The sequence below is a fragment of the Stieleria neptunia genome, assembly GCF_007754155.1.
Taxonomy (GTDB): Bacteria; Planctomycetota; Planctomycetia; order Pirellulales; family Pirellulaceae; genus Stieleria; species Stieleria neptunia.
In genome coordinates, this window is record NZ_CP037423.1 from 7,966,616 (window position 1) to 7,990,093 (window position 23,478).

The 23,478-nt window shown below is 59.6% G+C and carries 14 protein-coding genes; 9 read left to right on the plus strand and 5 right to left on the minus strand.

What is annotated here, in order from left to right; all coding sequences use genetic code 11:
* Positions 1-63 precede the first annotated feature (63 nt).
* The 6 genes from Enr13x_RS27815 to Enr13x_RS27840 all read left to right on the plus strand — a co-directional run bounded on the left by Enr13x_RS27815 (position 64) and on the right by Enr13x_RS27840 (position 8,711).
* Positions 64-3,135, plus strand: coding sequence for a tetratricopeptide repeat protein (locus tag Enr13x_RS27815; RefSeq protein ID WP_145390143.1), 3,072 nt, complete (start codon positions 64-66; stop codon positions 3,133-3,135).
* Between the two features lie 65 nt (positions 3,136-3,200).
* Positions 3,201-4,241 carry a hypothetical protein gene (locus Enr13x_RS27820; protein ID WP_231743821.1) on the plus strand — a complete coding sequence of 347 codons (1,041 nt, stop codon included), beginning with the start codon at positions 3,201-3,203 and terminating at the stop codon, positions 4,239-4,241.
* 252 nt (positions 4,242-4,493) lie between these two features.
* Positions 4,494-5,351: a hypothetical protein gene (locus Enr13x_RS27825; protein WP_145390144.1), complete on the plus strand. Its 858-nt coding sequence runs from the start codon at positions 4,494-4,496 to the stop codon at positions 5,349-5,351.
* Positions 5,352-6,292: 941 nt separating this feature from the next.
* Positions 6,293-6,811, plus strand: coding sequence for a hypothetical protein (locus tag Enr13x_RS27830; RefSeq protein ID WP_145390145.1), 519 nt, complete (start codon positions 6,293-6,295; stop codon positions 6,809-6,811).
* Positions 6,812-7,234: 423 nt separating this feature from the next.
* Complete coding sequence (locus tag Enr13x_RS27835; RefSeq protein WP_145390146.1) at positions 7,235-7,720, plus strand: hypothetical protein; 486 nt, start codon at positions 7,235-7,237, stop codon at positions 7,718-7,720.
* A gap of 121 nt (positions 7,721-7,841) precedes the next feature.
* Positions 7,842-8,711: an FkbM family methyltransferase gene (locus Enr13x_RS27840; protein WP_145390147.1), complete on the plus strand. Its 870-nt coding sequence runs from the start codon at positions 7,842-7,844 to the stop codon at positions 8,709-8,711.
* 470 nt (positions 8,712-9,181) lie between these two features.
* Here Enr13x_RS27840 and Enr13x_RS27845 read toward each other — a convergent pair whose 3' ends face one another.
* Complete coding sequence (locus Enr13x_RS27845; RefSeq protein WP_145390148.1) at positions 9,182-11,128, minus strand: alpha/beta hydrolase; 1,947 nt, start codon at positions 11,126-11,128, stop codon at positions 9,182-9,184.
* A 351-nt stretch (positions 11,129-11,479) separates the two neighbouring features.
* Here Enr13x_RS27845 and Enr13x_RS27850 point away from each other — a divergent pair, with 351 nt between their 5' ends.
* The 3 genes from Enr13x_RS27850 to Enr13x_RS27860 all read left to right on the plus strand — a co-directional run bounded on the left by Enr13x_RS27850 (position 11,480) and on the right by Enr13x_RS27860 (position 16,027).
* Positions 11,480-13,030 carry a Do family serine endopeptidase gene (locus Enr13x_RS27850; protein WP_145390149.1) on the plus strand — a complete coding sequence of 517 codons (1,551 nt, stop codon included), beginning with the start codon at positions 11,480-11,482 and terminating at the stop codon, positions 13,028-13,030.
* Positions 13,031-13,265: 235 nt separating this feature from the next.
* Positions 13,266-14,663 (plus strand): sensor histidine kinase, encoded by a 1,398-nt coding sequence (locus tag Enr13x_RS27855; RefSeq protein WP_145390150.1) that lies wholly within the window; start codon positions 13,266-13,268, stop codon positions 14,661-14,663.
* An 8-nt stretch (positions 14,664-14,671) separates the two neighbouring features.
* Positions 14,672-16,027, plus strand: coding sequence for a sigma-54-dependent transcriptional regulator (locus tag Enr13x_RS27860; protein WP_145390151.1), 1,356 nt, complete (start codon positions 14,672-14,674; stop codon positions 16,025-16,027).
* Between the two features lie 408 nt (positions 16,028-16,435).
* Here Enr13x_RS27860 and Enr13x_RS27865 read toward each other — a convergent pair whose 3' ends face one another.
* From Enr13x_RS27865 to Enr13x_RS38320, 4 genes are all read right to left on the minus strand, one after another.
* A complete protein-coding gene (locus Enr13x_RS27865; RefSeq protein ID WP_231743822.1) occupies positions 16,436-17,476 on the minus strand; it encodes an SMP-30/gluconolactonase/LRE family protein in 1,041 nt (346 codons plus the stop codon).
* 250 nt (positions 17,477-17,726) lie between these two features.
* On the minus strand, positions 17,727-19,121 hold the full coding sequence (locus tag Enr13x_RS27870; RefSeq protein WP_145392725.1) for a DUF1501 domain-containing protein: 1,395 nt from the start codon (positions 19,119-19,121) through the stop codon (positions 17,727-17,729).
* Between the two features lie 59 nt (positions 19,122-19,180).
* On the minus strand, positions 19,181-22,150 hold the full coding sequence (locus Enr13x_RS27875; RefSeq protein ID WP_390621118.1) for a PSD1 and planctomycete cytochrome C domain-containing protein: 2,970 nt from the start codon (positions 22,148-22,150) through the stop codon (positions 19,181-19,183).
* A gap of 345 nt (positions 22,151-22,495) precedes the next feature.
* The gene (locus tag Enr13x_RS38320) at positions 22,496-22,669 is read right to left on the minus strand and encodes a hypothetical protein (RefSeq protein ID WP_197455398.1); all 174 of its coding nucleotides are present in this window, start codon (positions 22,667-22,669) and stop codon (positions 22,496-22,498) included.
* Positions 22,670-23,478 lie beyond the last annotated feature (809 nt).

Consider the following 23,478-nt stretch of genomic DNA (forward strand, 5'->3'; position numbering starts at 1 on the left):
GGGACGACTTTACGCTAGATTAACCTCTTTCTTCAATCTGATCACTTTTCGACAAATCGCGGTATGACGAATCTTATGCGCCACAGCCGGCCGAAGTCGTGTTTCCATCGGCCGTCAAATCCCATTGGCCGCCTTTCGGTCGTCGCAGCTTGCTTGCTGTTTGCGTTGGCGATGACGCAAGACGTGCGTGGCGAGGGCGAACCCGCCGAAGCCTTCGTCAAACAACTTCGCAACGTCGGCTACTTTGATACCGCGATCAGCTACCTGGATCGGGCGGAGAAGCTGCCGGGCGTGGATCCCTCGTTCGTGGCCGCCATTCCGCTCGAGAAAGCGCAGACCTACATCGAGACGGCACTCAACTCTCGCAACCCCGACGACCGCGACAAGGCGTTCGCCGATGCCGAAGCCTCGCTCCAGGAGTTTCTCACCCGCGAAAGCCACCCGCGTCAAAGCGAAGCGCGGCTGCAGTTGGGCAAGCTGCAAATGATTCGGGCGGCTCAACTGCTGGCCGGCGACCCCGTCGAAACCGAAAAACGGCAAGCCCGCGAGTCCTATTTGGCGGCCGCCAAGACGTTCGACGGCATCGTCAGTGACCTGAGGGGAAAACTGGAATCGATGCGGGGCCAGAAAATCGATCCCGAGAAAGATCCCGACGCGGCCGCACTCCGCGATCAATATCGATTCGAATTCCTGCAATCCCAGCTCAACGCCGCCGATGCCATCAAGCTCGCCGCAAAGACGCACGCGGAACCGGCCAAAGACGGCAAAAAACAACTCCAAGACGCCGTCAAACGCTTCGAGGAACTCAACAAAAAGTATGCCACCTACTCTCCCGGCGCGATCGCGTTGTCCCATCTCGGCGATTTGAACGAGATCCTCGGCAAGTCCGATGCGGCACTGGACAACTATCTGCGGATGCTCGAAGAACCTGCCGTCGACCAACTTCGCGAAGCCAAATTCACGTCCGCCGCGGGCGTGATTCGACTCAAGCTGGCCGCCGACCCGCCGGCCTACCAAGAAGCAATCGACCGCACCGCAAACTGGGTCAAGGAGATCCGCCCCAACGAGGAGTCTCTGCCGGTGGTGCAGGAATTTCGCATTCAATTGGCCAAAGCCTATCTCGCCAAAGCGGCCGACGACAGTTTGAAAAAAGGTGAGATCGGTCGCGCCAAATCCGAAGGCCGCGACCTGTTGCGGGCCGCGAGCAAGGTGCCCGGGCCGCACGTCGAACAGGCCAAAGCGATGTTGGCCGACTTGGGGATCGAGCAGGAAGCCGAAACACTGCCCACCGCGGAGCCCCCCTCCAGCTTTGACGATGCGATGGAAAAGGCGACGCAGGTCTTGAACGTGACCAGCGATTTGGAAGAAGCGCTCAAGGTCATCCAAGCCCAGAAGCAAACGCCTCAACTGAAACAACAGATCGACGACATTCAAAAGCAGATCGACGAATCGTATCGAATCGGCGTGCAAGTCCTTCGCGGCGGGTTGGCGATGGTGACGCCCGACACCAACATCGAATCGCTTAACCAGGCGCGTCAGATTTTGGCGTACTTCCTGTACCAGTCCAAGCGGCTTCGTGAGACCGTGGTGGTGGGGAACTTCTTGGCACGCCATGCCCCCGGCACCGAACTGGGACTCAAAGGCGGCTTGATGGCGCTGACCAGCATGCAGTTGCTGTTGGCCGAAGTCCCCGATGATGCCAACGAAGGTTTGATCCGGCAGCTGGAATCACTCGGCAACTTTTTGGCCAAGACCTGGCCGGATGACCCCAACGCCGCCGCCGCCCAAGGTCTGCAGATCCGATTGTTGCTCAAGAAAGACGACTTCGACGGCGCCCAGCAGTTGATCGATCAGATGGCCGCCGGCAACGAACGGGCATCGTTCAAACGCTTGCTCGGTCAGCTGTTGTGGAACCAATCGATCGTGGCACGGACCCAAGAGAGCGATGACGCCAAGTCGGAGAGATTGTTGGACCGCGCCAAGCAGAATCTGCAATCCGGGTTGGACGAGATCGAAGGCAATCTGATCGAAGTCGAGGGCATGCAAGCCGCCACGGTGCTGGCCAAGATTCATCTGATGCAACAGGACAGCGCCGCCGCCCTCAAGGTCCTTGATCATCCGAAGTACGGTCCACTGGAATGGATCACCAAACTCGGCAAGCAGTCGGAATCCTTCGCCGGTGAGTTGTACAGCACCGAACTGAAGGCCTTGGTCGGACAGATGCTCGAGTCGGACACGCCGGAATCCTATCTGGATCGGATGACCGCCACGATGGAAAAACTTCGCAAGGCGTACCAGGGAGAAGAATCGCAAACCAGGCTGACACAGACCTACATGCGTTTGGCCAACGATCTGAAATCACAACTCGACACCGCCACGCCGGCCAGAAAGACCAAGTTGATCGAAGCATTTCGTGTGATGCTGCAACGCATCTCCGACGCCACCAACGACAACGCGACCCTGCGGTGGGTCGGCCAGACGCTGATGTCGATGGGCGAGGCTTCGATGGAGCAAGGTCAGGTCAAGGCGACCGGTCAGGCCAAGGACTTGTTGAACCAAGCCGTCGCAACGTTTAAAGCGCTGCCCGATCAAGACAACCCGACGACCGCCTATCTGTTGGGACTCTCCCAGCGGTTGGTGGGCGAGTACAAGGACTCGATCGACACGTTTGACAAATTGTTGAAGCAAAAACCGCTGATGCTGGAAGCCCAGGTCGAAGCCGCCCAGGCCTACGAATCCTGGGCCGGCAGCCTGCCGCCCAACATCGCCTACAAAGCCTACCGGGCCGCCTTGGAAGGCGCTCGTCCGGGCAAGGACAAAAAGAATGTCATCTGGGGTTGGGCGGAGATCAGCAGCAAGACCAGCAAGATGATCAATCGCAATGAAAACTTTAAGGAGAAATTTTTTGAATCCCGCTACCACGTCGCTCTCTGCTTGTACCTGATGGGAAAAGCCGGAAAGCGGGACGACGATACCAAGAAAGCGATCAAGGTGATTCGAGAAGCGGCCACGTTGTTCCCCGACCTCGGCGGTCCCAAACGACGGGCCGAGTACGACGCGCTGATGAAGGAAGCGCAACGCTCGGTCGGCCAAAACCCCGTCGGGATCGCCAAGCCCCAACCTCAACCGAACTAGAGTCCGCCGCCTCTTTTATCCACTGACAACACGTTCAACCTTTGCGTCCCACGATAACACGATTCATGACCCACCCTCGCCTACTCTGCCTCTCCGTTGTTGCCGCCGTTTTCAGCTTCGGTCTCATGATCGAGGATGCCCAGGCGCAACTCGATCGTGTCTACACCTACGACTCCGGGACCGCGTCCAGCGGCACCATCACAACGGTGACCAAGAACGGCATCCAACTGAAGGTCGGAGCGAACACGAAAAATTTCAGCGAAGACGAGATTCGCAAGGTCGCCTTCCAAGGCGATCCGCCGCCCTTGGCACGCGCCCGCGAGTTTGCCATCGACGGCCAATACGAACAGGCACTCGACGAATTGAAGGCGCTCGACTTCAACACGCTCTCACGAGAACTGATCAAAGTTGACGCCGCGTATTATCGGTTCCTCTCTCGTGCCAAGTTGGCTTTGGCCGGACAAGGCGATCGCAAAGCCGCGACAGCCGAAGGAATCAGTTTCGCCACCAGCAATCGTGATTCATTCCACTTCTATTCAGTCGCCAAACTGTTGGGCGATCTCGCGCTGGCGCAAAAACAGCACGCCAAAGCGCTCCAGTTCTACGGTGCCCTCGCCCAAGCACCGTCGACGGAGTCCAAAATCCAATCGCGTTACCTGATCGGCGTCACGATGCTGGAGCAAGACGACATTCCGGGAGCGGAGAAAGCGTTTTCGGATGTCGCGTCCGTGGAGGTCAATTCGACCAGCGCGCTGCGACTGAAAACGCTCGCCAAAGCGGGCCAAGCCGTCGCGCTGGCCAAGGGCGGCAAAGGCAAACAGGGACTGGAGTTGGCCGACAAACTGATCAGCGAACTGAACCCCACCGATATCGAAATGTCTGCCAAGATCTACAACGCCCAAGGAGCCAGCTACGAAGCCGCCGGCGATATCGAAGGCGCCATCTTGGCCTACCTGCACACGCACCTGATGTTCTCCGGCCAACCCGACGCCCACGCCACCGCGCTCAGCCGACTCGTCGAACTGTGGCCCAAAGTCGGACGAACCGAACGCGCCGCCGAAGCCCGCCAAGAACTGCAAACCCGCTACCCCGGCTTCGTCAACTGACCCCGTGGGATAGGCTTCCAGCCTGTCGAGGCTGCTCCGGAAAAGGGGCCACTCATATGTGTTGGTGTGCAAGCTTTAGCCGCCCACTGTCGCTGCCTAGCAGCGACCGGGAATCGCCTCACGGCTAAACACCAACGGTTGCCGAATCCCTTGTTACTCTTGTCCGTTCGACAAACGCAACCCAAACACACAAAGCTTACAGAGCACGAGGAAAGGCAAGAACGGCGAATCTTACCGCCCCAGCCTGCGCCGATGAACGATCAAATCCTCAAGCCGCTCGCCGTCACGTTCTATCTGACGCTCGCGGTACTGACCGGCCTTAACTGGCACGACGCTGCCCTCGGCGATGATTCGCCGCTTAATTCAACGCCCCCAACGACCGTCCAAATCGGCGATCAATCGGTCACGTTGGCCGAGCCGACGCTCGGCCCCGATTTGGATGCCGATGCGCAGCAACGCCGGATCACGCCGCTACTGCGGGGACTGAGTTTCAGCCAATTCGCCCGCGATTCAGTCGTCGCACCGGTGCGCATTTACTTGCGATACATCACCAACGATGCCGGCGACCGTTTGGGACACGATGTCCATGTCGTCTTCATCATCCACGAGAGCTTGCAATCGTTTTCGGACCAGGATATTGCTCGGCGACTCAGCGGGGAAGTTGCCGACGAGACTGCCGCAACCTCACCCGATGTGGCCGACGTCCCGGCCGAGACGTTGCAGAGTCTTGGCATCGACGACGCCGGGCCACAGGTCCGCTACCGAAAGCTGGATTTCGAGTTGCTAGACAAGGTTCGATTGACGGGATTGCTGCGGATCGCGCAGCGTTCATCCGCCACGCAAAACCGGATCGACATCTCGCTCGTTGAGGCATTCGACAACCGTTGGCAGGCCACCGATGGACGCGGGGTTGGCGGAGAGTATTCGGGGTTTCGGGGTTGGCTGACAGCGACCTCGCTGGAGGGAATGGACGCCGTGTTCGTCGAAGCGCGTTTTGTGATGGCGGAGCCGGAGCAGTGGTTCGCCGGTTCCAACTACGTCCGCAGCAAGTTGCCACTGGTCCTTCAAGAAGCCGCCCGCAACCTGAGGCGACGGCTAGGGGATCGTTGACGCAGTTCTGTTCTCACTTACTGCCATCATGTTGAATGCAACCAAGAACGGGCAAGCAGAAGCAGACCATGCACGTGAGACGCCGAGTTGAGGTTCTTGACGTGGTGATTCATTCGCGGTGATCGCGTTCGTTGAACTGAATCGAATTGCTTACCGCCCCGACGGTTGACGTGCGGTCGCGGTGGGGTGCAGGAACTCGCTGCGACCCCAGCCGGGGTCGAGGGGAGGATTGGGGGCGTGGTCCGGAGGTGGCGCTGCGCTGACCTCCGGCTACTTGCTGAAATCCCTGCGGGATACCGACGATGCCCGGAGGGCAGGCACAGTGTCTGCCGGCGGTGTAAGCCGCCGGATGAGAGTGCGTTCCGCTGCAGCAGCCCTGGAGGGGCGACAGAGTCCATGCCGCGGCCTCGCCCCGGCGCGCACTGTGTCGGCCTTCCAGGCCTGCGCCGACGTTATACTGAAGTCCGGGCCCTGACGGGCCCGGCAACCACTCTGTCAGCCCGACGGGCTTCGCACCCTGAGATAGTGGACACGACGCGTCGCACGCTGACTCTTGCTCGGCGGGGTGCCGGAACTCGCTGCGACCCCGCCCGGGGTCGAGGGGAGGAGTTAGGGCGTGGTCCGGAGGTGGCGCTGCGCTGACCCCCGGCTACTTGCTGAAATCCCTGCGGGATACCGACGATGCCCGGAGGGCAGGCACAGTGTCTGCCGGCGGTGTAAGCCGCCGGATGAGAGTGCGTTCCGCTGCAGCAGCCCTGGAGGGGCGACAGAGTCCATGCCCCAGCGCGCACTGTCTCGGCCTTCCAGGCCTGCCAGACGTTACACTGGAGTCCGGGCCCTGACGGGCTCGGCAACCACTCTGTCAGCCCGACGGGCTTCGCACCCTGGGTATAGTGGGCCTTACGCGAAACTGCCGCTCCTGATTTCCCGCTGAGTCAGAATTGGATAACTATTCATCTTGGATTGCGTTGCATCTTGGCCGATTCGACCCGCTTGTTTTTCGATGGGGCGTATTCTTATTCGCGATCCAAGGGGCATTACATTTCGCCCTTCTCAGCGCACAACCACTTGGTTTCCCTCCCATTCCCGATGACTTGTTACTGATTGCAACGGTCGGCTCTCTCTTTGGCGTCCCGTTTGTTTACTTCTTGCCAACGGCCAAGGCCGACGGCATGGCAAAACACTGGAGAGTTCCCAAACGCACACTTATACTGTCGCGACCGCTAGCCCGCTTGATTTGCTCAGGAGTTGTGGGGATTGCAATCGGCGGCGCTATTGTTGCCCCGTTCGTCGAACTGACATTGTTGCCGATCATCATTGCCCACATTCTCATGGCAGTCGCTGTGATCATAGCGATGCGACGGCGGTTCGCGTGTCACCCATGTACTGAATGGACGATGCCACCTCCTGGGTACCAGCTCTACATGCCGCTCGTACGTGGCACAAGGCCGGACGCGTGACCAACGGATTCACACGGAGTGACGAAGTCGGCGTCAGCCGATAACACGATTTCGTTCGCCGCGGCCCGATCAACCGTGGACATTCGCCCGACGTAAACTCGTTCACAACCGGAGTCTCACTTTGAACCGCAGCTACCTTCGTTTCTCGATTGCTTTCATGCTGTTTGCTTGCCTTTGCATCGCGGGTTTCCTTGCCGGCAACCGTGTCGGATTCCGAGCAGGATACGCGTCTGGTCAGGCGAAACGCAAGTCAGAGGATCCTTATCCAAAATTTTACGAAGTCGGTGATCTCCTCCGGTCCACCGGCAAAGATGCCGAAGCCGCCGCAGACCAACTGGACTACGGGCAGCCATTCAAACGTCAGTGTTTCCCGGCGAATGGGAATCCCTGGGCGGCTCATGCTGCATTGGCGTGTTTCCACACGTGGAAGCGATCTACGTCAATGCGACTTCTGGTGTTCAAGACGGAGTGGCGAACTTCCTGGCGGATCTATCCTTTGTCAAGCTTGCGGTTGTCGAAGCGCAAGCCAAACGGCAAGACATGCGACGACGACGAGAGGAGCGTCTCAAAAGTATTTTGAAACCGGTATCCGAGAAGCTCGAGGAAGACTTAACACTGATCAGCCCTGACGTTGATCTTCTCGGTATCTGGGACGTTCAACGAAAGAGTTCAGACGGAAGGATTGAATCCGCACAATGGGACTTCATTGATGCGGACACAGTCCAAGTCCCCAGACCGGATGATGGGAGCAAATCGATGCCGCAGTGGTACCTTGTTGCCGCTGGGTCGGTTGTGGTTTCAGGTAAGCCGTACGTCGCAGCGGAAACGAAAGGGGATTCGCTGGTGTTGATACCAACCGATCAGCCACTCAACTTTATGGTTGCGACTCGAAAGAATGGAGAGCCATGACATGAACCGTTCTAATCAGCTATGCTGACCGGCCCACCTTTGGGGGCGTCAAAGTCCTGACGCCCGATCGTTTCTCATTCCTCCTGCGCGGATCGATCGCCATTCGTTCTGCCTCACGTCGATGCTCCAACTCCTTCACGCCATTGTCAGTCATCCGGCGAATCACAACGCACGCGTCAAAGCACTGATGCGCGCCGTCCGCTGGCAGTTTTCAAAGCGACTGACAGGACGTCCACGTGACCTTTCCTACCACGGAAAGATTCTGCGTTGCCATCCGACGAACCATTCCGCATCGCGTGCCATCTATTTTTCCGGTTTGCCCGATTACCGCGAGATGCGATTCATCCTCGACTACCTTCGCCCCGGTGACACCTTTGTCGACGCGGGAGCAAACGTCGGACTCTACACACTTTTGGCTCTGTCGGTCGTCGGCGACAGCGGTCATGTCCATGCGTTTGAGCCGAATCCCCAGGTCGCCGCAATGTTGCGTGAATCGCTCGCACTCAATGCCGCGGATAATGTCACCGTACATGAGATCGGGCTCGCCGACGTCGAAGGGTCGGCTGCTTTTTCCGCAGACGGCGATGACTGTACGTCACACATCGTCGGCTCTTCGACTACCACGGACACTCAAATTCCAATTGGGCGATTGGATCGGATCCTCGACGACATTCCGTACGCAATGATGAAGTTCGACATCGAGGGTTACGAACCGTTTGCGATCAGAGGTGCCTCAGAATGGACCAAGAGCCATAACCCTCCCGTCATGCTGATCGAAATGGCTGGGTATTCCAAACGCCACGGCATCAGTACCTCCGAATTTATCGAGGAGTTGGAGCGAATCGGCTATGTCACGGCGATCTACAATCCGAACGGGCACGAGCTCCAGCCGACCAAAAAACCTTGGGAAGTCCCGATTGATAATGTGTTGGCAATCGCGGATGACCGATTCGCATTTGTCGAAAATCGTCTTCGTCAGCAGACGGCATAGCAAATACAGCCAACCGACTTGCCCCAGCGATCGCTGCCGGTTGTTCGGTCGGTCTCTGGAGTCTCCATTTTTCCCGGAAGCTGCGCTCGGCGGGGTGCCGGGATTCGCTGCGCATTCGTCCGGGACCGGAGGGAGAATCGGGGGCGTCGATTGTCTCAGGACCGTCGGAAGAATAGGTGGCGGGGATTGATTGCGAAATAGGCTTCCAGCCTGTCGTTTTCGCCATGACAGGCTGGAAGCCTATCCCACTGATTCTTCCGCCGGCCCTCTCTGGCGTTTGCTTGCTGCGCAAACGTCGTCTCTCCCAGAGGGAGAGAAACTAAATGGGTTGCGAAGGCTGCAGCAAAAAAATTGACGTCCTGACGGGCCCGGCAACCACTCTGTCAGCCCGCCGGGCTTGAACGACTCGCCTTCTGCGAGATCGCGGGCGGACAAGGCTGGTAGGTGGAGCTTCAGGACAGATCGTTGGATCAGCGACTTCCTTTGACGATCACGTTGGTGGTTCCGTTTTGCAAATCCGCCAACCAACGCGCACAAGACTGCGTCCATTGGGCGAACGGGCCTCCGATCTCACGTAGCCCCTTGCCATGGCCGCCGCTGGCGTAGACGTGCAATTCTGCCGGCACCTTGGCACGTTGCAGATGCAGCAGGTAGTGCAACGAATCGGGCGCGAACCGATCATCCGCCGCGACCGCCAAATAGATCGGCGGGTAATCGTTGCTTGATTTCAGGCGTTGAATCAATGGATCCAGGCCATCAGCCGTGTCGTCGGCGGTCAGGTAGGCGGGATAAATCAGAATCGCGAAATCGGGATTGGCACGAACTGCATCGATGGAATCGCCGGGCGGGTAACTTTGCCGGTCAGAAAGATGCACGGTCAAGGTCGCCAAGTTGCCGCCGGCAGAGAACCCGAGGACCCCGATTTGTTGCGGGTCGACGTTGAACGAATCTGCCCGGCTGCGCACCAGCCGGATCGCCCGCTGTGCGTCCTGCAATGCGACGGCGTGTTTGTCCATTCCTTCGCGACGCGGGACGCGGTACTTGGTAACAAACGCAGTGATGCCTTGGTCGCACAGCCACTGAGCGATCTGAGTGCCTTCGTGTTCGGCCGCCAAGGCGTTGTAGGCCCCGCCGGGAAAGAGGATCACAGCCCGACCGTCGGGGCGTTCCGGCCGCCAAACGTGGATCGTCGGGCGCGAGACGTTGGTGATGCGAACCAGCCCATCGGGCCGCTGGGGCAGCTCTTCACTTAGCTCTGCACCGGGATCATCGGCCCGTTTGCCGTCACCCGGCCAGAGCGAAATGATTTCCGGTGCCGGCTTGCGGAGCGCCGCCAGTTGCCGGTCGCCGGCGGTCCAATCCGCGGAGGGTGTCACCGGTTCGATTTCCGCCGCAGCCGATTTTGCCACATCACCCGAGACGGGATTTCGTTTCAAAAACGTGGCTTGCAGGCGATCGAGAAACGCATTGCTCTGTTGCTGCATGGTTTCGGTGAACATCCCATGATCCTTCAAAAACCGGGCGGCCGGACGGACAAATTCCATCAACGGATACTTGTCAAAACAGCCGCCGTGGCCGCCGTCGGGATACACGTGAAGCTCCGCCGGTACCTTCGCCTGTCTCAGCCGCAACATCGTGTTCACGGCCCCAAACGTGAATTTGTCGCTTCGCGTGACCGTCATCAACGTCGGCGGCGTCCGTTCGGGGCTCAATCGGTCCAGGTGTAAGCTTGGGTCGGCGGTCAACGAACCCGTCGGCTGAGTCAGGTAGGCCGGATACATCAAAACGACCGCGTCGGGACGTGCGCTGTGTTGGTCGGCGGCGTCTTGTGCAGGGTACGTCGACTCGTCGTGATTGTTGGCCAAATTGAACGCCAAGTGACCGCCTGCGGAGGATCCGATCATGATGATCTTGTTCCCATCGATGCCGAGATCGGCCGCGCCCGTTCGCAACAGCCGCACGGCGCGTTGGGCGTCACTCAGTGGCACACGATGACCGGGATCATCCGCCGCTCTGGGAACGCGATACTTCAGCACGGCACAGTGGGCGCCGATGGCTCCGGCCCAGTGGCAGACATCGACGGCGTTGGGCAAGGAAAGCCGTCCATAGGCTCCACCGGGCGCGAACAGGATCGTGGTCCCGGTCGCTTCGACGCCCGGTGGCGGGGCAAACAGAACCATGCTCGGTTTGGTGACGTTGCCAATCGCCGGTTTGCCGCTCTTGGAATCGGCGACGGTCTCGGCGGCGACCGGTTGCGTCTGATTCGGCGGCCCCCCATCGTCCGGCCAAAGTGGGATCACCACGGCATCGCGATCGAGCAGTTGCTGCATGGCCTGCTCGCCCGGGCTATCGGCATGGGACCGTTGGCAAACGACGAGGGGCGTCAAGAGGAGCGAGAGAAAGAGGATTCGCAACATGGGGTCGGGCTTTATGATCAAGGTGTGAAACGTCGCACAAGGCAGATGTCATCCGACAGCGAGTGCACTCTCGTCGATGTGATCGCCACGGCATCAAAAAGAATACCCGCCGATGACGGCGTGGTGTGTTGGGGCATTCTGCCCCGCCGCGACTTTTTGGGACGAAGTGACTGGATGGTGTCAGTCGATTCATCCCACCAATGAAACTTGTTTCGCGTCGTAAATGACGGGTCGAACGCGAATTCCGAGTGAAACAATACCGCTCTGGTACGCGGCGTGCCTTTCAGACAGGTCGATGACGCGGCGTGTTGCCGCTGCAACCTCCTCCGTCTGATTGAAGGACATCAAACCATGAAGAAATACAAGAGCCGTCTGAGGACAGCACTCGTCGCGGCCCCCTTGGCCTTGGCAGCAACCGGTCTGCTGATGGCGGCCGCTCCGGCGACCAAACTTGATACCACACCGGCGCCGGCAGCGGCGACACGCCCCGCGCCGTCACCGGCGATCACGCCCGAACAGCTGAACATCGCCAATTCACTCTCGCAAGCGTTTCGCAACGTCGCCGATCGTGTGCTGCCGGCCGTCGTCGCCATCGAGAACCGTCCGGATACGTCCTGGCGTGCGGCCAAAGCCGCTCCCGACGGCAACTCGATGAACACACCCAATCCCTTCAAAGGGACTCCGTTTGAAGACATGTTCCGCGACGGCCAGATCCCGATGCGACCGGGCACGACGCCACGCCAAGCTCCGCGCTCTCAAGGCGGCATCGGATCGGGTGTGATCATCGACGCGTCGGGAATCGTGCTGACCAACAATCATGTCGTCGAAGGCGGCGGGACGGTGATCGTGAAGACTCACGACGGTCGCGAGTTTGAGGCGGTCGAAGTGTTCACGGACCCGAAAACCGACATCGCCGTGGTCAAGATCAACGGCGACGATTCGCTGACCGCCGCAACACTCGGCGACAGCGACAACACGTCGGTGGGTGACTGGGTCGTCGCACTCGGACAACCGTTCGGGCTCGAGAGTACCGTCACGGCGGGGATCGTGAGCGCAAAGAATCGCGGGATCGGCATCACCGCCCGCGAGAATTTCATTCAAACCGACGCGGCGATCAACCCCGGTAACAGCGGCGGTCCGTTGGTCAACCTGTACGGCGAAGTGATCGGGATCAACACCGCGATCTCCTCGCGCGGCGGCGGAAACAACGGTGTGGGGTTCGCCGTGCCGTCCAACATGGCCCGTTGGGTCAGCGACCAACTGGTTGCCAGCGGCACGGTGCAGCGGGCTTACTTGGGCGTCGCCATTCAGCCGGTGTCCCATGAGTTGGCCGGACAGCTCGGCGTTTCACCCCGAGCCGGTGTCGCGGTCACCAACGTGTTCCCCGACACGCCGGCGGCCAAGATGGGATTCCAGCCTGGCGATGTGATCGTGAAATTCGGAACGGCCACGGTCGCGACCCCGCAACAATTGCAACTGGCGGTCGAACGGTCCGCGATCGGGCAAACGGTTTCGGTCGAGATCGTCCGTGACGGGAAAACGGTCGCGCTGAGCTACGAACCCGAAGCGGCACCGAATGATTTTGCCGCTGCCGGACCGAAACAGAAACCCGGCGGCGTGAAGATGCAGTCGCTGGGCATCGAAGTCACTCCGTTGACCGCCGACGTTGCCAAGCAACTCGGTTTGGAGGAATCGGCGGGCGTGGTGGTCACGCGAGTCCAGGAGGGCAGTCGTGCCGAGCAAGCCGGGCTGAGCCCCGGGATGGTGATTGCCCAGGTCAATCGTCAAGACGTCTCGACGATGGCCGAGTTTGAAAACGCGGTCAAATCGGACGAGGACGGAACCCTGCTGTTGTTGGTTCGCAGCGAGCGAGGCTCCCGCTTCGTTGTCATCGAAGGATAAGACATCCCACCCGAGCTAGGAGGCGCGAACCCAATGCGACCAACGTCCCCGCGGCGTTGGTCGCTCTTTTTGAGCGGAAAAGGGGTCAGGTACCAAAAACCAAATGGCCCGAAGGGTGCTCCGCATTTTTGGTACCTGACCCCTTTTCCGCGGCAGCTCTTTTAACGGCCCACGTTTTGACGGTCGTTGCCAACGGGTATCCTGGTGGCTCGCTTCGATCGACGAGGAATGACCGATGAAACTTGCCGCCAAATTAATCCTGCTTTTCATGCTGGGCGTGTTGGGCATCGTCGCCCTGTTTTCCTGGCAAACCATTCGACGACAGCTGAGGTGGGACGAGGAGCTGCGTGCCAACCACGTCGACGACGTCGTCGGGGCGCTCAAGCCCGCGATCGACGATGCCTACCGCAACGGCGGTGTGGTGACCATCCAACAAGCCATCGAGGTCACCGCGCGTCATATTCCCGGCCAAGAATTGCGTTGGGTCGAAGGCGTGCCGGCCGGCGATTCGGAAACCAAGATCACGTCGCGAAAGGTTTCGCGGATCTCCGTTTCCGACCAAGATGGCGAAACCGTTGCCCACACGTTTGTCCCCTTGGAAATCGACGGGTCGCAAGCCGGCGGCGTCGAAGTGTCTCAATCGATGGAACACCATGACCAATTCATTCGCGATTCCATGATCGCTTCCCTGATGTCTTTATTAGGCGTGGCCGCCCTGTCCGGCATGGTGATCTACTTCGGCGGCGTCCGGCTGGTCGGCAAACCGCTCGGCCAGCTGATCGATCAAGTCCACCAAATCGGCGAAGGCAAGTTGCCTCAACCGCCCGCGCTCAAGCGAAACGACGAACTCGGATCGCTGGCCGAGGCGATCAGCCAGATGAGCCGACAGCTGAACCAGCAACAGAACACGATTCGGCACACCGATCGGCTGGGAACCGTCGGCACGCTGGCCGCCGGCATGGCGCACGAGATGGGCACGCCGTTGAATGTCGTCGCGGGGCGGGCCGGTCTGATCGCGAGCGGAAAACTGTCACCCGAGGAAGTCCGACAAAGCGCCCAGACGATCAAGTCCGAAGCCGAGCGGATGACCACGTTGATTCGTCAGTTGTTGGATTTCGCACGACAATCGCCGACGACCCACACGCGGATCGATCTCGGCCAAATCGCGCGAACGACTTGCGATTTGATCGAACCGATCGCGGACAAGTCGTCCGTGAACATCAACCTCCAGTGCACGGACCAGGCTTACCCGATCCACGGTGACGCCACTCAGATCCAGCAGGTGTTGACCAATCTTTTGTCCAATGCGGTCCAGGCCATGCCCGAGGGCGGCACGGCCACCGTGGCTCTCCAGCGACCACAGACCTCGCCGGGCGATCGGATCCTGGTCCACGTGACCGATCATGGCCGAGGCATCCCGCCGGACCAACTCGATCATGTGTTCGAACCGTTTTACACCACCAAGGATATCGGCCAGGGAACGGGGCTGGGACTGTCGATCGCCTACGGGATCGTGCAAGAACACGGCGGCGACATCAAAGTCCAAAGCGAAGAAAACGTACGCACCACCTTCAGCGTCTCCCTACCCGCCGCCGACGGCCCCGCCACCGAATCCGCCGCCGCCCCATCATGAACAGAACCATGCCCAACGCAAACGTCTTGATCGTTGACGATGAACGAAACATGTGCGAGTTGATCGAGACCGATCTGCGACTGCGGGGGATCAACAGCCGCTGGTGCCTGTCAGCGGCCGAAGCGGTGGAAGCCTTGCACGAGGAAAACTTTGATGTCGTGCTCACCGATGTCAAAATGCCTGGCACGACGGGATTGCAACTGTGCCAGCAATTCAGCGAAACCAGGCCCGATGTGCCGGTGATCGTGATGACCGCGTTCGGAACGCTGGAAACGGCGATCACGGCAATGCGAGCCGGCGCGTACGACTTCATCACCAAACCGATCGAGATGGACTTGCTGGCGATCACGTTGCGGCGGGCGATCGAGCATCGCCAGCTTTCCGAGCAAGTCCGATTGCTGAACGCGTCGAGCGATGAAGTCGGCGCGTTCGGCGAGATGATCGGCAAAAGTCCCGCGATGGCCCAGTTGTACGAACAACTGCAGCGTGTCGCACAATCCGAGGCCGCGGTTCTGATCTGTGGCGAAAGCGGAACCGGCAAGGAGCTTGTCGCCCGGTCGATCCATGCCAACAGCCGACGCGGCGAGAAACCGTTTGTCGCCGTTAACTGTGGCGCGCTCAGCGAAACCTTGCTCGAAAGCGAACTGTTCGGCCACGTCAAGGGAGCCTTCACCGATGCACGGAGCGAACGCCGGGGCCTGTTTCTCGAAGCCGACGGCGGAACGTTGCTGTTGGATGAAATGGGCGAGATGCCGATGCCGATGCAAGTCAAATTGCTGCGCGCTCTGGAAGAACGATCGGTCCGTCCGGTGGGCAGCGACAAGGACATTCCTTTTGACGTCCGCGTGTTGACGGCAACCAACCGCGACTTGGAAACCTCCGTCGCCGAGGGGCGTTTCCGCGAGGACCTGTTTTATCGGATCAACGTGATCGGCATCCAATTGCCGCCGCTGCGAGCCCGGGGAACCGACACGTTGCGACTGGCGGAACATTTCTTGAAACAATTTGCCAGATCCGAACGCAAGTCGGTGGACGGATTTGCCGAAGGCGTGGCCGAAAAATTGCTCGGCTATTCTTGGCCCGGTAACATTCGCGAGCTGCGCAACGTGATCGAACGGGCCGTCGCGCTGACGCGTTACGACAAGATCACGATCGAAGACCTGCCGGAAAAAATCAGCAACTTTTCCGCCACCACGCTGTTCATCGGCGGCCTGGATCCGAGTGAACTGGTCCCGATGGAAGAGGTCGAACGCCGCTACATCAACCACGTCCTGGAAGCCGTCGGAGGCAACCAGACGCAAGCCGCGAGGATCCTCGGACTGGATCGAAAAACGATCTACCGCAAGTTGAAGCAGGAGGGGTAGGTCACGCTGTGCGTGACCGGTGGCCACTCCCACTCGTTCCCCGGCTCCGCCTGGGAACGCAATGCAGTGCCGGCTCCCGCCGGCTGACCGGTAACGCGCGAGGCGGGAGCCTGCGGGACCATGTGTTCCCAGGCAGGAGCCTGGGAACAAGGGGGATGTTTTACGAGGTGTTAGCGGAAGGGCGCAAGCCCTCCGGTTCCGCATCGTTGCCAACACACCGGAGGGCTCGCGCCCTGCCGCTAACAAATCGTTCACGGCGTAGGGCTCCGCCTGGGAACGCAATGCAGTGCCGGCTCCCGCCGGCTGACTGGTAACGCGCGAGGCGGGAGCCTCCGGGACCGTGTGTTCCCAGGCAGGAGCCTGGGAACAAGGGGGATGACGTGGGAAGCAGAGGCAGCATGCCCGCCATCACTTCAACGGCAACCCGGTCAGTTTTTCACCGTTGGTGTCGAGGATTTGAAAGTGGTGGATGCCGACTTTTTTGCCATCGGCATATTTCCAAACCACTTGTTTGTCGCGTGTGACTTCAAACACCTTTGGCGCCGCAGGGTTCTTGCGTCCGCCGGCGTAGCTGGTGATCACGACGTTGCTGTTGGGCAACACCTGGCTGCCACAGGGATCTTGCAACCAGGGTCCGGGCAGATCGTCGTTGGTCAACTGCCAAACGATTTTGCCGGACGCATCGAAGTCGACCACTCGGTTTCCGTGTGTGCAGCACACCAAGGTGTGTCCGTCGCCGTGACGGATCGCGGTGAAGGGCCAAGTGTGGATCGCATGCTCGCTATCGCCGGGCACGGTCGTGTCCAACTGGTCGACGATGCGGCCCTTGGCGTCGTAATGAAAGACCGCAAAATTCAACAGATGGGGCGCCAGGTACGTCCCGTCGGCCAGCTTTCTGGCCATCCGCGTCTGCATGTGATGGTTCTCCTTTTGGCAGGCCAACGGGAACTCGACCCGCACCGTGCCGGAACGATCCACCTCGATCAATCGCGGTTGTTTTCCGGCTTCGGTGATCACGAACGTGCCGTCGGCGGTCGGCTGGGCGCTGTTGACTTCCGACTGCGTGCCTTTCCAGATCAGCGTTTCCGTTCCGTCAGGAGTGATCTCAATGACCGCACCGCCGGCGTATCGTTTGCCTTTGTTGAGCGTCAAAACGATGTTGCCGCTGTCCAGCACGTATCCGTCGCGCGTCGCGTGCGGGTAAGTCCATGTTTTGTTTCCGTCGCCGTCGACGATGTACGTCGCTTTGCCGCAAGCGAGAAAACCGTGGGTCACCGGCTCGGCAGCGGGGGACACGGAGAAGGTGATCGCGCAGCACAACACGGCGGTTATTGATCGGATGAGATTGCGGCAGCGCTGGGCACGCGCGATCGTGTTTGGATCGCGGAGTGTTTCAGTGGCGGCACTCGGCTGATCTTCAGCGGACGCGATGGGGTGTTGGAGATTCATTTCGCACGGGGGGAATGTTGGGGAAGTTGGGATGGACGGTTGCGATTAGCCGGCGGTCAAGCGAAGGGGACGCCGGCGGAGCCGGCCAGGATGGCAAGCAGGATGCTTACCCCACTTACCACTTGTTCCCGGGCTCAGCCTGGGAACACAAGGTTTCGGAGGCTCCGCCTCCTATCCTGGCCGCACGGCCGGCGGGAGCCGGCAGAGCATCGCGTTCCCAGGCAGAGCCTGGGAACGAGGTGGAAGGGCATCAGCCGATGATGTCATGCACCACGTGGCCTTTGACATCGGTCAGTCGCATGTCGCGGCCGCCGAATCGGAAGGTCGAGCGGGTGTGATCGACGCCCATCAGGTGCAGCATCGTGGCGTGCAGGTCATGGACCTCGACGCGATTTTCGATCGCCTTGTAACCGAATTCGTCGGTTGCGCCGTAGGTGGTGCCGCGTTTGACGCCACCGCCGGCCATCCAAATGGTAAACCCGAATTGGTTGTGATCGCGTCCGTCTTTCCCCTGGGCAAAGGGCGTGCGTCCGAATTCGCCAGCCCAAACGACAAGCGTTTCGTCCAGCATTCCGCGTTGGCGAAGGTCTTTGAGCAGCGCGGCGATGGGCTGGTCGACGGCGCGGGCGTTGTTTTCGTGCCCCTGTTTCAGATTGCCGTGTTGATCCCAGCGGTCGCCGCCGACCTTGGGGCACGTCAGCTCGACAAACCGCACTCCACTTTCGATCATGCGACGAGCGATCAAGCACTGCGCCGCATAGATCCGGGTCGGCTCGTACTTTGATTCCATCCCGTACATCTTTTGCACGTGGGCGGGTTCGTCTTGGATCGACATCACTTCGGGAACTGCCATCTGCATCGCATAGGCCAGTTCGTAATTCTGGATCGCCGAATCCAGGCTATCGTGCCGGCCAAACTGTTCGGCGGCAAAGCCATCAAGCCTGCCGATCAGATCCAGTTTCTCACGCTGTCGTTCCGCAGACGGCTCGGTCGGAGCGATGTTGGCGACGCCGCTTCCGGAAGGCTTGAACACCGATCCCTGGTAACTGGCGGGCAGAAATCCGCTGCCGAAACAATCCAGCCCGCCGGGTGGGATCAGTCCGCCGTTGATGACGACAAAACCGGGCAAATTTTGGCACACGCTGCCCAGGCCATAATTGACCCAGGCGCCCATGCTGGGCCGCCCCTGCAGACCGCTGCCGGTGTGCAAGAAGTAGTTGGCGAAGGTGTGTTCGGGAAACTCGGAAACCATCGAACGCACCACCGCCAACTCGTCGACACAGGTCGCCACGTGTGGAAACAGACTGCTGACGGGGATGCCCGATTCGCCGTGCTGTTGAAACTCCCACGGGCTCCCCAGCACGGTGCCGTTGTTGTTGAATTGCGTGGGTTCGACGTCGAACAAACTGCCGGGATCTTTGCCGTTGAATTTGGTCAACAGCGGTTTGGGATCAAAGGTATCGACCTGCGACGGTCCGCCGTCCATGTACAAGAAGATGACGTTCTTGGCACGCACTTGGTGATGCGGTCCGTGACCGGCTTTGCCGAGTTCATCCGCTTGCGTCGATTCCAAAGAATAAGCGGCATCCTGTGCCAAACCGGCCAACGCAACGGCCCCAAAGCCACTCGCGCAGCGTCGCAGCATGTCACGACGCGATGTCGGCTGGGTCTGATAGCGTTGGCAGGGAAAGAGAGAGTGATTTGTCATCGCAGAAAAATGAACTCCTTGGTGTTGATCAGTGCGTGGGCGAAATCGCCCCACAATTCGGCGTCGTCCGGATCCACTTGGCGGGCTTCGCGTTGGGAGTCCAAGAATGCATCGGCGATGGCCAGTTCTTTGTCAGTCGGTTGTCGGGCAAACGCCGACGCATACATCCAGCGGATCCGCGGCTGGCGGGAAGAGTGCAGCGAGATCGCACGCTCGGCCCACTGGCCGGCCAATTCCACCACCAACGGATCGTTCATCAGAATCAACGCCTGGGCGGGGACGTTGGAGACGTTGCGTCGCCCCATCGTGCTGAACGGAACCGGTGTATCGAAGGTCAACATGAACGGCGAGAGGAAGTTGCGTCGCACCGACGTGTAAATCGAGCGTCGACGTTCCCCATCGAGCGGGCCGCTCCGCCCCGGTCGGCCGCGACCATCCATGAACGCCGTCAGATGGATCGGAATCGGCTCACCGAACTGCGTCGGGTCCAAGGCTCCGGAGATCGACAACAACGCGTCCCGAATGACTTCGCCTTCGAGGCGTTTGGGAGGGCGGTGATGAAACAGCTGGTTTTTGGGATCGGCGGCCAACGCGGCTTCATCGGTATGGCTGGACATCCGATAGGTGCGTGAGAGCACGATCAATCGGATCAACCGTTTGAGACTTTGCCCGTCGTGACGGAATTGGGTCGCCAGGTGATCCAACAAATCCGGGTGTGTCGGTCGCTGGCCCAACACGCCGAAATCGTCGGTGGTGGGCACGATGCCTCGGCCGATCAAGTGATGCCAGATTCGATTGACGATGACGCGGGGCGTGAGCGGATTTCCGGGATCGTTGATGTGCTCGGCCAGTTCTCGTCGTCCACTGCCCGACCGGATTTCCATCGGGTCGTCACCGGAAATCGCGGTCAAGAAGTGTCGTGGTTCGACCTCACCCGGCTTCGACGAATTGCCACGGATGTAAATGGATGCGTCTTCGCCCGTCCCATCCAGCATCGCCATGGCCAGTCGAGAGCGGTGCATGATCTGAGACTGCAGTTGCGATCGTTCTTGAGACCACAAGCGGGCGATTTCGGAAAGTTCGTCCGCCAGGATGTCGCCGGCCCGACTCGCCATCTTCTCCACGCCCGCGGCGATCGATTGCTGCCGTTTTTGCAGACGTTTTCGAATTGGTTTGGAGGCCCCTTGGGTGATCAACGAAACTTCCAGTTGGGCATTTTCATCGGGCGTGAATTCCAGATGCAGCCGATGGCCGACGTAACGATTCAGATTTAATTGCACCCAATCATCGGTCGGCTTGATCGCCTTGATCGTCTCGCCGTGCAACGGGCCGGCGATCAAACGATGCGAGTCCACACAGGCAACGACGTGGCCGGCGCCTTGCACCAGGCAGGCCACGTTGCCATCGGTCAATTCAAAAGTGGGCGTTCGCAAGGTGCGGCCGCTGCGAGGCAAATTGGCGAGTTTGTTTCGGCTGTTCATCCCTTTTTCGCTGACCGATTGCAGGCCATTCCAGAAGGGATCGCTTGTCGCAGCCGCCGCGGTGGAAAATTCGATCACGGGCTTATCGTCTCGCATCGCCACGATCGGCTGGCCGACTTGCTGCGGCCGGTCTCCGAACAAAAAGCCGTCTTGGTGGTACTGTGCGGAGGAAATCGTTCCGTAATCGACCACGATCGCCGCCGCCAAGTCGCTTGCGATCGGCTCGTTGGGACTGAGTTCGCTCGTACTGGGCGTCAACTGACGGTCCGCCAACAGCTGCCGGACCGAGTCTCGGTATTTGGCGTCGATCGCAGACAACGCATCGGCAATTTTGCGATTGTGCTGGATCGATTCGAAGCGGACTTGGCGGTAATCGCTGCCCTGTAGAAAACCGGTCAGCGAGTAGTAGTCGGCGGTCGAGATGGCATCAAATTTGTGATCGTGGCAACGGGCGCAGGACACGGTCACACCCAGGAACGCTTTCGACATGACATCAATCATGTTGTCAAAGCGGTCGCTCTCGTCCTTGAGAATATCCACCGGTGAATGGACCCACTCGCCGAGAAACCAAAACCCGGTGCCGAGAATCGATTCATTGAATCCTTCGTCGGGATTCGTCCGCGGCTGTTCCAGCAAGTCACCGGCAATGTGTTCGCGGATCAATTGGTCGTAGGACACGTCGGCGTTGAGCGCGCGAATGATGTAATCGCGGTACTGGAATGCGTTGGGCGCATCATTGTCAAACTCGTGACCGCGTGATTCGGCGTAGCGGACCAGGTCCAACCAATGCCGCCCCCACCGCTCACCGAAATGTGGGGAGTCGAGTAGCTCGTCGACGAGCCGTTCCATGGCTTGGGGAGACTTGTCGCCGAGAAACCGTTCGGCTTGCTCGGGGGTCGGCGGCAAGCCGATCAAATCGAAGGACACGCGTCGCAGCAGCGCCGATCGGTCTGCGTCGGCGGACGGTTCCAGCCCCGCCTGTTCAAGCCGGTGGAGCACGAAATGGTCCAGCGGCTGTCGCGGCCAGGACTTGTTTTTCACCGCAGGGGGCTGGGGTGACCGAATCGGTTGCCAGACCCAGTGGTCTTGTGAACGTTGTTCGAGATCAAATTCGGGCCGTGTCGCCGCCTCCTCCGGCGCGTCTTCGTGGGGCCACGGTGCCCCGATCTCCACCCACCGCTCCAGCGTCGCGATGTCCTGTTCTGGCAGTTTCCCCTTGGGCGGCATCTCGTAGGAATCGTAGCGGACCGCTTCGATCAGCAAGCTGCCATCGACATCGCCGGGGACGACCGCTTCACCGGAATCGCCGCCGCGCAGCATCGCCGCCAAACTGTCGACCCGCAGCCCCGCCTGTAGTTTCTTGGATTTCGTGCTGTGACACGAATAACAATGCTCTGCCAACAGCGGGCGGACTTCTTTTTCAAAGAACTCCAACTGTTCCTGGGTCGGTGACACCGCCGGCGACTCGGCCGCAGCAATCCCCACCCATGGGCAGGCCAAGAAACCGAAGGTCAACACACAGCGCCAAACAAATTGCCGAATCGAAGTCACTTCTTCTCCACGTTGATCGAGCCGGGACACGCAAACCAGACGGTATTCTACCTGAAGAAGGACGATCACGGATCCGGCAGTTTTTTCAGCCGCAACCTTCGTCCTCGATCTGTTGCGTTAGGGTGGGATTGCATCATAGTGATGCCGATGAAAACCATGAGGGGAAACTGCGACAGCGGGGCAAGGATTTACGACTCAACGTCACCCCACGTGACTCAGCCTGGCCGCATTACGGAGCGTCCATCACGATCACCTTGGCACCTCGCACGTGCCCCTGTTTCAATTCCACAAGCGTCCGGTTGGCCTGTGCGGCGCGCACGTCTCCGCTTGCGGTCGGATCGGGATTTCCGCCGCGGTCGGCAGAAACGCGGCGCTGTCGGTGTGCGTGATATTCGCCAGGCACCGTTCGCCGAACAGAAAGTCAAACGTCGCGTCGAAGGTGCGAGTTCGCACGTAAGCGTCTGACGCCCTCAAACCACTGTGCGGATTCGCCCGTGCATTTTATTATTGCAGGTTGACTGAATACCCGCCGCCTGGAACGGCACTGTGTGTGGTCGGTCAGCATCGCCTCGGGTCGGGCGGAAGCGAAATCCGTACAAGCATTCCCGTTTGTTGCTAAACAGGCGTTTCGTGTTCGAGAGGGCGGAACGAAAAAGTGAATTGAAGTGGCAGAATGATACGGGGCAGAATGATGGAATGACCGCTCAGAGGGCGGAGCCAGAATCGTACGGTTGCCCCATCATTCTGCCATCTCATCATTCTGCCATCTCATCATTCTGCCATCTCATCATTCTGCCATCCCATCATTCTGCCACCCCATCATTCTGCCATCCCATCATTCTGCCATCCCATCATTCTGCCACCCCATCATTCTGCCACCCCATCATTCTGCCACCCCATCATTCTGCCACCCCATCATTCTGCCATCCCTTCATTCTGCCATCCCTTCATTCTGCCATCCCTTCTCGCCATGGCTGTCGACGTCAGCGACGTAACCCGAGACAGTCGCTGACGGCACGTTGCTAAGGGAAGTCAGACCGCCGCTCGATCGGCTTACCCCTGAGCGGTGTGATTGATAGCAAGATCGAGTCGATTGGAAATCACGCAGCGGAATCGCCTCGGCACAAGAGATGCAGCGCTGCAGGCTATGATGACGTGATAGTCGGCGGAGACAGGTCCGAGTCAAAAGCCGCATGACGGCCGCGCGAGTTCTTTTCACTGGCGTTGCCAATCGATCACGCAGATTACATTTGATCAGGTAA